The 11,975-nt window shown below is 61.4% G+C and carries 14 protein-coding genes; 10 read left to right on the top strand and 4 right to left on the bottom strand.

Going from position 1 to position 11,975, the window contains the following annotated elements:
- The 3 genes from WB528_RS14975 to cynS form a co-directional block, all read left to right on the top strand.
- Nucleotides 1–254 (top strand): hypothetical protein (locus WB528_RS14975; RefSeq protein WP_423889196.1); only part of this gene is annotated, 254 nt, incomplete at its 5' end.
- A 236-nt stretch (nt 255–490) separates the two neighbouring features.
- On the top strand, nt 491–1,684 hold the full coding sequence (locus tag WB528_RS14970; protein ID WP_423889195.1) for a TrmJ/YjtD family RNA methyltransferase: 1,194 nt from the start codon (nt 491–493) through the stop codon (nt 1,682–1,684).
- 213 nt (nt 1,685–1,897) lie between these two features.
- Nucleotides 1,898–2,380, top strand: coding sequence for a cyanase (cynS, locus tag WB528_RS14965; RefSeq protein WP_423889194.1), 483 nt, complete (start codon nt 1,898–1,900; stop codon nt 2,378–2,380).
- 52 nt (nt 2,381–2,432) lie between these two features.
- Here the strand turns inward: cynS and WB528_RS14960 are convergent, their stop codons facing one another.
- Nucleotides 2,433–2,750, bottom strand: coding sequence for a DUF1476 domain-containing protein (locus WB528_RS14960; RefSeq protein WP_423889193.1), 318 nt, complete (start codon nt 2,748–2,750; stop codon nt 2,433–2,435).
- Nucleotides 2,751–3,045: 295 nt separating this feature from the next.
- On the opposite strand from WB528_RS14960, the gene purC reads away from it, so the two are divergent.
- The 4 genes from purC (at nt 3,046) to purL (ending at nt 7,316) form a co-directional block, all read left to right on the top strand.
- Complete coding sequence (gene purC, locus WB528_RS14955; RefSeq protein WP_156898738.1) at nt 3,046–3,813, top strand: phosphoribosylaminoimidazolesuccinocarboxamide synthase; 768 nt, start codon at nt 3,046–3,048, stop codon at nt 3,811–3,813.
- A gap of 174 nt (nt 3,814–3,987) precedes the next feature.
- Nucleotides 3,988–4,230, top strand: a complete 243-nt coding sequence (purS, locus tag WB528_RS14950) for a phosphoribosylformylglycinamidine synthase subunit PurS (protein ID WP_423889192.1) — start codon at nt 3,988–3,990, stop codon at nt 4,228–4,230.
- Between the two features lie 167 nt (nt 4,231–4,397).
- Nucleotides 4,398–5,099 (top strand): phosphoribosylformylglycinamidine synthase subunit PurQ, encoded by a 702-nt coding sequence (gene purQ, locus WB528_RS14945; protein ID WP_423889191.1) that lies wholly within the window; start codon nt 4,398–4,400, stop codon nt 5,097–5,099.
- Between the two features lie 6 nt (nt 5,100–5,105).
- Nucleotides 5,106–7,316: a phosphoribosylformylglycinamidine synthase subunit PurL gene (purL, locus tag WB528_RS14940; RefSeq protein ID WP_423889190.1), complete on the top strand. Its 2,211-nt coding sequence runs from the start codon at nt 5,106–5,108 to the stop codon at nt 7,314–7,316.
- Nucleotides 7,317–7,337: 21 nt separating this feature from the next.
- Here purL and WB528_RS14935 read toward each other — a convergent pair whose 3' ends face one another.
- Nucleotides 7,338–8,534: an acyltransferase family protein gene (locus WB528_RS14935; protein WP_423889189.1), complete on the bottom strand. Its 1,197-nt coding sequence runs from the start codon at nt 8,532–8,534 to the stop codon at nt 7,338–7,340.
- Nucleotides 8,535–8,764: 230 nt separating this feature from the next.
- Between WB528_RS14935 and WB528_RS14930 the strand changes: the two genes are divergently transcribed.
- Nucleotides 8,765–8,938: a DUF1328 domain-containing protein gene (locus WB528_RS14930; protein ID WP_423889188.1), complete on the top strand. Its 174-nt coding sequence runs from the start codon at nt 8,765–8,767 to the stop codon at nt 8,936–8,938.
- A gap of 24 nt (nt 8,939–8,962) precedes the next feature.
- Here WB528_RS14930 and WB528_RS14925 read toward each other — a convergent pair whose 3' ends face one another.
- Nucleotides 8,963–9,322 (bottom strand): DUF427 domain-containing protein, encoded by a 360-nt coding sequence (locus WB528_RS14925; protein WP_423889187.1) that lies wholly within the window; start codon nt 9,320–9,322, stop codon nt 8,963–8,965.
- 142 nt (nt 9,323–9,464) lie between these two features.
- Here WB528_RS14925 and WB528_RS14920 point away from each other — a divergent pair, with 142 nt between their 5' ends.
- Together WB528_RS14920 and WB528_RS14915 are read left to right on the top strand one after the other, a co-directional pair.
- The gene (locus WB528_RS14920) at nt 9,465–9,698 is read left to right on the top strand and encodes a BolA family protein (RefSeq protein ID WP_423889186.1); all 234 of its coding nucleotides are present in this window, start codon (nt 9,465–9,467) and stop codon (nt 9,696–9,698) included.
- 69 nt (nt 9,699–9,767) lie between these two features.
- Nucleotides 9,768–10,979, top strand: coding sequence for a low temperature requirement protein A (locus tag WB528_RS14915; RefSeq protein ID WP_423889185.1), 1,212 nt, complete (start codon nt 9,768–9,770; stop codon nt 10,977–10,979).
- Here the strand turns inward: WB528_RS14915 and egtD are convergent.
- Nucleotides 10,955–11,926, bottom strand: a complete 972-nt coding sequence (gene egtD, locus WB528_RS14910) for an L-histidine N(alpha)-methyltransferase (protein ID WP_423889184.1) — start codon at nt 11,924–11,926, stop codon at nt 10,955–10,957. The two genes, WB528_RS14915 and egtD, sit on opposite strands and share 25 nt — an antisense overlap.
- Between the last annotated feature and the right edge of the window lie 49 nt (nt 11,927–11,975).

Here is an 11,975-nt window from a genome sequence, read left to right as displayed (position 1 = left end):
GCGCGGGGATGGTGACAAGAAAGCCCGATCACCAGGGAGAGCTCGGAGAAAGTCGTAAAACCATCGCGCAGGGAATGCCGGAATGTTCGGCGTACCTGTGGTGGACTTATCTGCGTGCTTTCATTCTTTGCACGCGGAGCTACGGGTGCGGAAAACACCCGGCATTCCCTGCGCCCTCTCAATTCGGAAGGGCAATGATTTGGCAGAAACTCGGGCAAATCAGGCCGCGAGAACGCGAAGGCTTGGCCGTTTGAAAGAAGGCTTGGCCGCTTGGAAAAGGAATCTGTATACGTCGTCCCGGACAGGCGAGGCCATCGGGTCGCGCGAAAGCGCGCCCGATGACGGGCTCCGCCGAGCGCGATCCGGGACCCATAGCCACCGGCGTGAACATTGTGCGAGACTGGAACCACAACCTTCGTAGGTCCGGCATTGGTGGTTATGGGTCCCCGCGTCCGCGGGAACGACCAGAGGATTTGAAGACGAAACGCTGATGTCGGGGACCGACAAAACCAAAACGGGCTTTGAGCTTTCGGGCCCCGTCGTCATTCTGGTCGAGCCGCAGCTTGGCGAGAACATCGGCATGGCCGCGCGCGCGATGGGCAATTTCGCGCTCTCGCGGCTTCGCATCGTAAACCCGCGTGACGGCTGGCCGAATGTCTCGGCGCAACGCGCTGCCGCCGGGGCCGACCATATCCTGGAGCGCGCCGAACTGTTCGACACGGTCGAGCAGGCGGTCGCCGACTGCGCGCTGTTGTTTGCGACCACCGCGCGCGCCCACGATCAGGCCAAACCGGTGGTCGGCCCGGACGTTGCCGCCACTGAAATGGTCGGCGAGATCAATCGCGGGGGCACGGTCGGCATTCTCTTCGGCCGCGAGCGCTACGGCCTGCAAAACGAGGAGGTGGGACTCGCGAACCGCATCATCACCTTCCCGGTCAACCCCGGCTTTGCCTCGCTCAATCTGGCGCAGGCGGTGCTTTTGGTCGGCTATGAGTGGTTCAAGCTGTCGACGGCAAACGCCCTGCCGTTCGCGATGCCCGAACGCTCCGAACCGGCGTCGCAACATCAGATCCATGCTTTCTTCGACAATCTCGTGCGCGAACTCGACAAGGTCGAATTCCTCCGGCCCGCGGAAAAACGCGACACCATGCTGGTGAACCTGCGCAACATCTTCACGCGGATGGAGCCGACCAAGCAGGACATGCACACGCTGCACGGCGTGGTGATGGCAATTGCGGAGGGACGAAAAGGGCCGGCCAAGGGCGGCGTGCTCGACGGCGAGCAGGCGACACGTTTGCGTGCGCTGCTGGCCGAGCATGGGAAGGGCGCCGGTCCCGCTGACGGCGGTAGCACCGTGCGCGGACTGGCGCGGCTGTTACGGCGCAATCCGACCGATGCCGAGCGCATTCTGTGGCAATCGCTGACCCGCGACCGTCGCTTCGCCGGGCTGTTCAAGCGGCAGACGCCGGTTGGACGCCATATCCCGGATTTCGTTTCCTTCGTACACCGGATCGCGGTCGAACTGACCAATCCGGAGGAGACCGAAATCATCATGAAGGACCGCGCGGAACGGCGGAGGTGGCTCGAGGAGCGCGACTACCAGGTGCTCGATATTGCGGCCGCCGACGTCGAACGCGATCTGGAGGCCGAGCTTGAGCGGCTCCATCGGCTTCTGCCGGCCTAGTGGTCCGATTCTGACATTTGCATCCCGCTCTGGCTGGCACTTTTGCAAATATTGGAATCAAAGGACCGCTAGCAAACATAGGTTTCTAGTGGAGTTTTGGATTTGACATTCGCATCACGAATTTCCGGCTAGTGCGTTTTTCTTTTGGATTCGGAAATCAGACAGGGCACAATACGTTTCGCCGGGTCACCACAGATTGAACAGGATAGACCCATGAAACGATCTGATCTGACCGAGAAGTTGCTGGACATCAAACGCGACAAAGGCTGGAGCTGGAAATACATCTGCGAAAAGATTGGCGGTTATTCAGAGGTGCTGGTCGTTGGCGCCTGCCTCGGCCAGATGAAGCTGACCAAACCGCAGGCCGCCAACGCCGCCGAATTGTTTGGCTTGTCGAAGTCCGAGGCTGCGCTGCTGAATGAAACGCCGATGCGCGGCATGCCGATGCCGCCGACCGATCCCTTGATGTATCGCTTCTATGAACTCGTGATGGTCAACGGTCCGGCCTGGAAAGCCCTGATCGAGGAAGAGTTCGGCGACGGCATCATGTCGGCGATCGATTTCGACATGGTGCTGGAGCGGCTGCCCAATCCGAAAGGCGACCGGGTCAAGATCACGATGTCGGGCAAATTCCTGCCGTACAAATATTACGGCGCGAGCGGCAACGTGCCGGAATACGGCTTCAAGGAGGGGTAGAATTGGCGAGTAGCGAATAGGGAGTGGCGAATGGTGTAAACGGAGCGATTCGCTACGCGCCGTTTTTCACCTGCGCGATGGCTTGCGCCAGCAGTTCGGTCATTTGCCTGCGGATTTCCTCCTCGGTAATGCCCTTCGCCGAAAGATCGCCTGCGATCCTGGCGATGACCGCCTTGTCGCCGCCTTCGGCGAAGGCGCCCGCGACCGCTTCCCTGGCATAGGCGACTGCTGCGTCACCGGTGATCCCCAGCCTCTCCGCGACCCACGCCCCCAGCAGGCGGTTGCGCCGGGCCTCCGCCTTGAATTTCAGCTCCTCATCGAGGGCAAATTTCTTCTCGAAGCCTTCCTCGCGTTTGTCGAAGGTGGTCATAGTGAAAGTTCCTCCGCAGATGGTGTTTTGGCGTCATTGCGGCGGGGTGGCCGCGTACCTAAATAATACTGTGAATTCAGGGGGTCGCGAGCGTTAAACGGGGCGGTAAAACTCGCCCCTTGGAGGCATCCGTCGATTGTACTGGATAGGCCAATCGGATAGGTTCGATTCCAGGCTCGGTTCTCGTTCTGTTTCTTGTTCCCTGGCCTTCACGGCAGCTCCGTCGTGGGTCGTCCCTTCTTGGCATCCGGAGCACACCAAAAGCATGGATTTCAACAACACACGGTACATCCCAATGAGCCGTCGACGCCGCATTTATGAAGGCAAGGCCAAGGTTCTTTACGAGGGTCCGGAGCCGGGAACCCTGATCCAGCACTTCAAGGACGATGCGACCGCGTTCAACAAGCAGAAACACCAGGTGATCGAGGGCAAGGGCGTCCTCAATAACCGGATTTCGGAATACCTGTTTCAGCACCTCAACGATATCGGGGTGCCGACCCATTTTATCCGCCGCCTCAATATGCGCGAGCAGTTGATTCGCGAGGTGGAAATCGTGCCGCTGGAAGTGGTGGTGCGGAACGTGGCGGCGGGGTCGCTGTCGCAGCGCCTCGGCATCGAGGAAGGCACCCAATTGCCGCGCTCGATCATCGAGTTCTATTACAAGAATGACCAGCTCAACGATCCCATGGTCTCCGAGGAGCACATCACGGCGTTCGGCTGGGCCACGCCGCAGGAGATCGACGACATCATGGCGCTGGCGATCCGCGTCAATGATTTCCTCACCGGCCTCTTCCTCGGCATCGGCATCCGTCTGGTCGATTTCAAGATGGAGTGCGGACGCCTGTTCGAAAACGAAATGATGCGGATCATTGTCGCCGACGAAATCTCACCGGATTCCTGCCGGTTGTGGGACATCAAGTCGAACGAGAAGCTCGACAAGGACCGCTTCCGCCGGGATCTCGGTGGCCTGCTGGAAGCCTATACCGAAGTCGCCAAACGCCTCGGCATCTTGATGGAAAACGAACGTCCGGCGGGCTCGGGTCCGGTGCTGGTGAAAGGGTGAGGGTTTCGTCGTGCGGTGAATTTGAAGTTCCTATCAGTTTCGCGGTAGTCTCGTCATGGGAACTTCAAATTCTAAACCGCACGAGCAAGCGATAATTTGCCAGTGCTCCTTTGATTCCGAAGTTCGCGTCAGAGGTTGCCACGATAGCTTGCGAACTTCGGAATCGGAGCACCAGTGAAAGCGCGCGTCACCGTCACTCTCAAATCCGGGATTCTCGATCCGCAAGGCAAGGCCATTGAGGGTGCGCTGAAGTCGCTCGGCGTCGATGGCGTCGCCAGCGTTCGTCAGGGCAAGGTGTTCGACATCGAGCTGGCTGGCGCCGACAAGGCCAGGGCAGAAGCCGCCTTGAAGGACGCCGCCGACAAGCTATTGGCCAACACCGTGATCGAGAATTACCGGGTTGAAGTGTTGAGTTAAATCTTCCCTCTCCCCTTGTGGGAGAGGGTGGCGAGCGAAGCGATCCGGGTGAGGGGTCGCACGTTTCGTCTTCGAATAACCCCTCACCTGGTCCTCATGCCGTAGACGGCATTTCGGATCACCCTCTCCCACAAGGGGAGAGGGAAACGAAGCAGGTTCTTCTAGGTATGAAATCCGCCGTTCTGGTCTTTCCTGGAATCAATCGCGAGCGCGATATGGCGCGCGCGCTCAAGCTCGCCTCCGGCAACGAGACCGCGATGGTCTGGCATGCCGAGACGGCTTTGCCCAAAGGCACTGATCTTGTGGTGGTGCCGGGCGGATTTTCCTACGGCGATTATTTGCGCTGTGGCGCGATCGCGGCGCGCGCGCCTGTCATGGACGCGGTGCGGGCCTTTGCCGCCAAAGGCGGCCTCGTGCTCGGTGTCTGCAACGGCTTTCAAATTCTGTGTGAGGCAGGGCTTCTGCCCGGCGTGCTCATGCGCAATGCGCGGCTGAAATTCATCTGCAAGGATGTGCATTTGCGGGTCGAGCGTTCGGATACGCCTTTCACGCGCGGCTACAATGCCGGCCAGGTCATTCGCGTTCCGGTCGCCCATGGCGAGGGCAACTACGAGGCCGATGAAGAGACGCTGAAGCGGCTCGAAGGCGAGGGGCGGGTGCTCTACCGTTATTGCTCGGCAGACGGCGCGGTCGATGAGGATGCCAATATCAACGGCGCTGCGCACTCGATCGCCGGCGTCGTCAACGAGCGCGGCACCGTGCTCGGCATGATGCCGCATCCGGAAAATCACGTCGAAGACATCATGGGCTGCACCGACGGGCGCGGCCTGTTTGCCGGTCTGGTCGCTCATTTGGAGCGCGCGGCTTAACTCTCAATGCATAAGAACGAACCCCATATCACCCCCGAACTCGTCGCATCCCACGGGCTCAAGCCCGACGAGTATGAGCGCATCCTGAAACTGATCGGGCGAGTGCCGACGTTCACTGAGCTCGGGATTTTCTCCGCGATGTGGAACGAGCATTGCTCGTACAAATCCTCGCGCATCCATCTGCGCGGATTGCCGACCAAGGCGCCCTGGGTGATCCAGGGACCGGGCGAAAACGCCGGGGTCATCGACATCGGTGACGGCCAGGCGGTGGTTTTCAAGATGGAGAGCCACAACCATCCGAGTTACATCGAGCCTTATCAGGGCGCGACCACCGGCGTCGGCGGCATCTTGCGCGATGTCTTCACGATGGGCGCGCGCCCTATCGCTTGTCTCAACGCGTTGTCCTTCGGCGCGCCGGAACACCCCAAAACGCGTCATCTCGTATCCGGCGTCGTTGCAGGCGTTGGCGGCTACGGCAATTCGTTTGGAGTGCCGACCGTCGGTGGGCAGGTGCGTTTCCACACCCGCTACGACGGCAACATCCTCGTCAACGCGATGGCGGTGGGCCTCGCCGATTCCGACAAGATTTTTTATGCGGCGGCTTCCGGCGTGAACATGCCGATCGTCTATCTCGGCTCCAAGACCGGACGCGATGGCATTCACGGTGCCTCGATGGCGTCGGCCGAATTCGACGACGACTCGGCCGAGAAGCGTCCGACCGTGCAGGTCGGCGATCCCTTCGCCGAAAAGCTTCTGTTGGAAGCGTGTCTGGAAATCATGGCGGCCGATTGCGTGATCGCGATCCAGGACATGGGCGCGGCGGGCCTGACCTGTTCGGCGGTCGAGATGGGCGCCAAGGGCGATCTCGGCGTCGATCTTGATCTCGATGCGGTGCCGACGCGCGAAACCGGCATGAGCGCTTACGAGATGATGCTCTCGGAAAGCCAGGAGCGCATGCTCATGGTGCTCAAGCCCGAGAAGGAAAAAGAGGCCGAGGCGATCTTCCGCAAATGGGGGCTCGATTTCGCCGTGGTCGGCTACACCACGCCGAGCAAGCGCTTTGTCGTCAAGCATGGCGGCGACGTGATGGCCGACCTGCCGATCAAGGAACTGGGTGACGAAGCCCCGCTCTACGACCGGCCGCATGTCGCTTCGACGGCGCGTCCGGTGATTGCCGCGCGCGAGGTGAAGCCGCCAATGGGCATCTCGCAGGCGTTGGAGAAACTGATCGCAACGCCAGAACTGTGTTCGAAGCGTTGGGTCTGGGAGCAGTACGACCACGTCATTCTCGGCAACACGGTGCAACGTCCCGGTGGCGATGCGGCCGTGGTGCGCGTGCAGGACGGGCCCAAAGGGCTCGCGCTCACCGTCGATGTCACGCCGCGTTATTGCGAGGCCGATCCGTTCGAGGGTGGTAAGCAGGCCGTTGCCGAAGCGTGGCGCAACATCACCGCCGTCGGTGGCCGGCCGCTCGCGATCACCGACAATCTCAATTTCGGCAATCCGGAGCGGCCCGAAATCATGGGTCAGTTCGTCGGCTGTTTGAAAGGTATCTCGGAAGCCTGCCGCGCGCTCGATTTCCCCGTCGTGTCCGGCAACGTCTCGCTCTACAACGAGACCAACGGCCGCGGCATCCTGCCGACGCCTTCGATTGGCGGCGTCGGCGTTCTCGACGATTTCACGAAGTCTGCCACGCTCGCCTTCAAGGCCGGAGGCGAAGCTATCCTTTTGATCGGCGAAACGCAGGGCTGGCTCGGCCAATCCGTCTACCTGCGCGAGATATGCGGCCGCGAGGAAGGCGCGCCGCCGCCGGTTGATCTCGCCGCCGAAAAGCGCAACGGCGACGTGGTGCGCGGCATGATCCGCGCCGGGACGGCGACTGCCGCCCACGACCTTTCCGATGGCGGCCTTCTGATCGCGGTCGCCGAGATGGCGATCTCAAGCGGGATAGGCGCACAACTGCTCGCCGCGCCCGCATCGATCGTGCCGCACGCTTATTGGTTCGGTGAGGACCAGGCGCGCTACGTCGTCACCGTACCGGCCGAGCAGGCCGGTCTGGTGTTGGCGAAGATGAGGGGTGCCGGCGTTGCCTGTGTGCGGATCGGCACGACAGGCGGAGACGAGATCGCGATTGCCGGCGAGGAGGTCGTTTCAGTGGCCTCGCTGAAGGACGGCTTCGAAAGCTGGCTTCCGGCCTACATGGGCGGCAAGGCCTAGCACTTTCAGAGTCGTCGATGCTCAGAGCACCCGCGCGACGCCGGGAATCTTGCGCAAGGCTTCCGTCACGGCCCAGCTTATCGCCAGCGTCAGCGCAAAGACGATCAGGGCTTTCAGGATCGCCGTCGCCTGCGAATTCGGGACCAGGGTGACGTCGAACAGCGCGTATTGCAGCCAGAGCACAGGGACATAGTGAATCAAAAAGATCCCAAACGAGCTCTCGCGCAGTAGGTCGAGAAGGCTTGAGCCGCTGCTGTCGAATTTGAGAAACAGCGCGAGCAGATTGACGGTTTGCGCGGCGCTGAAGCTGGCGAAGAAGAAGGCATGGACGGCGTCCCACCCCTGCGGCGGATTGTCGGGGTCGGGGAGGTACTCGCGCTTGTAGTAGATCATTGCGATGAGGCACAAATAGCTCACGATCGTGACCGCAAGCCAGACCGGCCATCGCCGCGCAAGTTCACCGTCGCTTGACAGAAGGCTGCGGTCGCTCCGGACCGAACCGATGCCGACACCCACGAAGAAATAGAGCAGATAGAGGAGAACGCGGGCGGCCTGAATCGCCAGCGGCCCCAGCGTGAACCATCGCCCGATTCCGAAATAATGGTCCATGGGGACGTAAACCATGACCGACGCGGCGACAAACGTCCAGAAGGCATAGGCGGGACGATCAAGGCTAGCGGTCGCCAAGCGCCCGATGGCTTCGACACAGACGGGTGCGGCGCGAAAGACCGCCGCCGCCAGCATGTCGAATGCGAGCAGCACGGCGAGGAACCAGATTGGACCGCTCTCCCAGGGGCCGACAGTCACCGTCTTCCACCAATAGGCGCCGAAGCCTGCACCTGAGTTGCGCAGCTCGATGGCGTAATAGGCTAATGGCATCAGGCTCACCGCGCAGATCGCGAACGGCAGGCCGAGACGCAACCAGCGTCCGCGCAGGAAATCACTCACGCCCCTGCGCTGCAGGCTCGGCCAGGTGAACAGTCCCGAAAGCAGGAACATCGCCGCCATGAAGAAGCTGTCGTTGAAAGTCACGACTGCGTCGAAGCCCAGGAACGACTGCCCGTCGGTACGGCCGTAATGGGTGTAGGGGATGACCGAGTGGTGTATCAGCACCAGCAGAATGATGAAGGTGCGGGCGCGGTCCAACGCGGCGTTGCGTCCGCCTGTGACCGGCCTGGCTTCGGTCGCTTTCTCGGCTGACGTGACGACGACGTTCATGCGCGGCCCGGCACTTGGTGTTGCCAATATTGCCGGCCGCAAAACGATTCAACAAGGGCTGCTCGCCGCAATCCCCATGGCTATGCATCGGGTTCGGCAAGCGAGATCAGTGCCGGGGATGAATCGGTGACGGCGCCATGACCACAGCGCGTCCGCGGGTGGAACTTTCGGGAATGGCTCGAAGTTAGATCGGCGACTCCGCCGGCCCGGCGGACGGCGTGGAGGATTCGATGACACTCCTGAAGTGGGCGTTGATTTTCTTTGTGGTGTCGGTGATCGCCGGTATTCTTGGTTTTACCGGCGTATCGGCGGCATCAGCGGACATCGCGCGGTTTTTGTTCTACATATTTGTCGTGATCTTCCTGGTCCTGCTGATCCTGGGTCTCACGATCTTTCGCGTGTAGCGGCGTTGGCCTCGAGCGAGGAGCTTACGCCACTTCCTCGATTTTGACCTTGTCGGGATAGAAGGCGAGGTAGCCGGAGATTTCTGTCATGGCTGGAAACGGCGCCTCGTAGGTCCAGATGGCATCCGCGATGGTTTTGCCGCCGGCATTGATGCTGAAATAGTTCGCGTCGCCCTTGTAGGGACAATGCGTCACGCGTTCGCTTCGCTGCAGCAGCGCCATGTTCGAATCCTTGCGCGGCAGGTAGTTGACGCCCGGGTAGCTCGCTTCCTTCAACGTCAGCGCATTGATGGATTCGGCAATCACGACGCCACCTGCGGAAACGCGCACGCGCCGGGGATTTGCCGTGATCGTGATCGGGTGGTCGGGGCCTGGTAATTTCATGTTTCTCCGCCTTTCAGCCCGTGCAGCTGCCCGGGCCTTCCTGTGATCCGTCGAGGAATATAATGCGAGAACGCGTGACCCAGAAGCCCGTTCGCGCTAAGTTGAAGCATCCTGGCAAAGTGGGAAATGGGAGAATTCTGGGATGCCGATGGACGCCCACGATATCGAATCGATGATCAAGGCTGCGATTCCCGATGCCGAGGTGACGATCCGGGATCTCGCCGGTGACGGCGACCATTATGCGGCAACGGTGATTTCGGAATCATTTCGCGGCAAATCGCGCGTCCAGCAACACCAGATCGTCTATCAATCGCTACGGGGCCAGATGGGCGGGGTGCTTCACGCGCTCGCCTTGCAGACGGGGGTGCCGGACTGATTTCCCGGCCAATCGGCCATGGGGCGGGTTAGCGGGCGCGGCATAGCGGGGAGGGGACAGAGCAGCGGCATGACGTGGGATATCGAGCGCGGCCCGTTGTTTCGCCCGATCGTGCCGCATCAGCACAGCCGGGTCACTTACGCCGAACTGCTGTTCGATCTGGTGTTCGTCTTCGCGGTAACGCAGGTATCGCACACGCTGCTGTCGCATTTCACCGCGCTCGGCGCCGTGCAAACGACCTTGCTTTTGCTCAGCGTGTGGTGGGTCTGGGTCTACACCTCCTGGATCACCAACTGGCTCAACCCCGAACTCACGCCGGTCCGCGTCCTTTTGTTCCTGCTGATGCTCGGTGGGCTGGTGTTGTCGACCTCGATTCCGCACGCCTTCGATTCACGCGGCCTGTGGTTTGCGATCGCCTATGCCGCCATGCAGGTCGGCCGCACCATTTTCTGGCTGGTATCGACGCCACCGGCGCGCACGGCAGCCCGGATGAACGCCGTTCGTATCCTGGTCTGGCTATCGATTTCGGCCATCTTCTGGATCGCCGGGGGATTGGCGCAGGGGCAAGCGAGGCTCCTGCTTTGGGCGCTGGCCCTGGGAATTGAATATGCGTCGCCCGCGGTGCGCTTCTGGATTCCGAAATACGGCGCATCGAAGGTTGCGGACTGGTACGTCGAAGGCGGCCACCTCGCCGAGCGTTACGCCGGCTTCATCATCATCGCGCTCGGTGAATCCATCGTCGTGAGCGGTGCGACCTTCGCCGATCTGAAATGGACCTCCGAGATCATCGCCGCGTTCCTGTCCGCGTTCGTGATGGCGCTCGCGATGTGGTGGCTCTATTTCCACAAGGGCGCGGAGGCCGGCTCCGAGTTGATCTCGAACTCGCGCGAGCCGGGGCGGCTCGCGCGGCTCGCCTACACTTACCTTCATTTGCCGATCGTCGCCGGCATCATTCTGTCGGCCGTTGCCGACGATGTCGTGCTCCAGCATCCCGCCGGGCATTCCGACGTGAGGGTAGTCGTCAGCGCCGTCGGCGGGCCAATGCTGTTTTTGATCGGGACCATTCTGTTCAAACACGCCATACGCGGTTGGCTTCAGCTCTCGCACGGCGTCGGCATCATCGCGCTTGGCGTGCTTGGCTGGTTCGGCGGCGACCTCTCGCCCTTGATGCTGTCGATCGCGACCACGCTGTTGATGGTGATTGTCGCGGTGTGGGAATCGCTCTCGCTGCGGTCAGGCGCAGCCAGGGTCAACGCTCAATCCGAAGCCACCAGCGCGTGAACCGAGAACATCGCTTCGGCGTCCGTCCAGGATTCAAGCAAATCCCAGCCTGAGGCGCGGGCAAGCGTGCCGAAACGGTCGATCGAGTATTTGTAGCTGCTCTCCGTGTGGATGCTTTCGCCCGGACGGAACGAAAATTTCTTGCCGAGAACCTGTGCGGTCAGCGCTTTCTTGCTGATGAGGTGCATCTCGATACGATGGCGATCGCGGTTGTAGATCGCGCGGTGAATGAACGCACCGACCTCGAAATCGCCGCCGAGCTCGCGGTTGATCCGGTGCAGCACATTGAGATTGAAGCGCGCGGTGACACCGGCCGCGTCGTTATAGGCGTCATAAAGGGTACGCTCGTCCTTCTCGAGATCGACCCCGATCACCATCCGGGCGCCTTTGCCGAGGATGGCGCGGGCGCTCTTCAGGAAGGTGCAGGCCTCATCCGGTTCGAAATTGCCGAGCGTTGAGCCCGGGAAGAATCCGACCTTGGGCATCGCCTTGACGGCCTCTGGTAGTTCGAACGGCGCGGTGAAGTCCGCCGTGACGGGATGAACCGCGAGGCCCGGACAATCCGCGCGCAGCGCCTTGGCCTGGGCGTTGAGGAAATCGCCGGAGATGTCCACGGGCACGTAGGCGCCCAGCCGGCATTCGCGGAGCAAGAGCCGCGCCTTGGTAGTGGCACCGGCGCCGAACTCGACCAGCGCCGCGCCTTCGGGAATGATCGCCGAGATCGCGCGGCTGCGGTCGCGCAGGATCGAAAGCTCGGTGCGGGTCGGGTAATATTCGGGCAGCAGCGTAATCTGCTCGAACAATTGAGAGCCGGTGACGTCGTAGAAATACTTCGGCGACAGCCGTTTCGGCGCGCGCGACAAATCGCCGATCACGTCGCGGGCAAATACCGACGTTGGCTCGTCGAGACGGTGCGCTTTTGCCGGAGCGGTCGCGTGCACATTCATGACAATCTCCCGGGCGCGCTTTTTCCTGCGCGTTTGAGGTTCGAAAAGA

The sequence above is a fragment of the Bradyrhizobium sp. genome (assembly GCF_049586575.1).
Lineage (GTDB): Bacteria > Pseudomonadota > Alphaproteobacteria > Rhizobiales > Xanthobacteraceae > Bradyrhizobium.
The sequence above is the reverse complement of the archived record's forward strand: the minus strand, read 5'-3'. Positions and strand labels throughout refer to the sequence as shown.

Bases quoted from the DNA above. Each gene is read 5' to 3' on its own strand.
- purC (WP_156898738.1), top strand. From the start codon at position 3,046: ATGAGCCGTCGACGCCGCATTTATGAAGGCAAGGCCAAGGTTCTTTAC.
- WB528_RS14935 (WP_423889189.1), bottom strand. From the start codon at position 8,534: ATGAACGTCGTCGTCACGTCAGCCGAGAAAGCGACCGAAGCCAGGCCG.
- WB528_RS14960 (WP_423889193.1), bottom strand. From the start codon at position 2,750: ATGACCACCTTCGACAAACGCGAGGAAGGCTTCGAGAAGAAATTTGCC.
- WB528_RS14930 (WP_423889188.1), top strand. From the start codon at position 8,765: ATGACACTCCTGAAGTGGGCGTTGATTTTCTTTGTGGTGTCGGTGATC.
- WB528_RS14970 (WP_423889195.1), top strand. From the start codon at position 491: ATGTCGGGGACCGACAAAACCAAAACGGGCTTTGAGCTTTCGGGCCCC.
- egtD (WP_423889184.1), bottom strand. From the start codon at position 11,926: ATGAATGTGCACGCGACCGCTCCGGCAAAAGCGCACCGTCTCGACGAG.
- purL (WP_423889190.1), top strand. From the start codon at position 5,106: ATGCATAAGAACGAACCCCATATCACCCCCGAACTCGTCGCATCCCAC.
- WB528_RS14920 (WP_423889186.1), top strand. From the start codon at position 9,465: ATGCCGATGGACGCCCACGATATCGAATCGATGATCAAGGCTGCGATT.
- WB528_RS14915 (WP_423889185.1), top strand. From the start codon at position 9,768: ATGACGTGGGATATCGAGCGCGGCCCGTTGTTTCGCCCGATCGTGCCG.
- purQ (WP_423889191.1), top strand. From the start codon at position 4,398: ATGAAATCCGCCGTTCTGGTCTTTCCTGGAATCAATCGCGAGCGCGAT.
- cynS (WP_423889194.1), top strand. From the start codon at position 1,898: ATGAAACGATCTGATCTGACCGAGAAGTTGCTGGACATCAAACGCGAC.
- WB528_RS14925 (WP_423889187.1), bottom strand. From the start codon at position 9,322: ATGAAATTACCAGGCCCCGACCACCCGATCACGATCACGGCAAATCCC.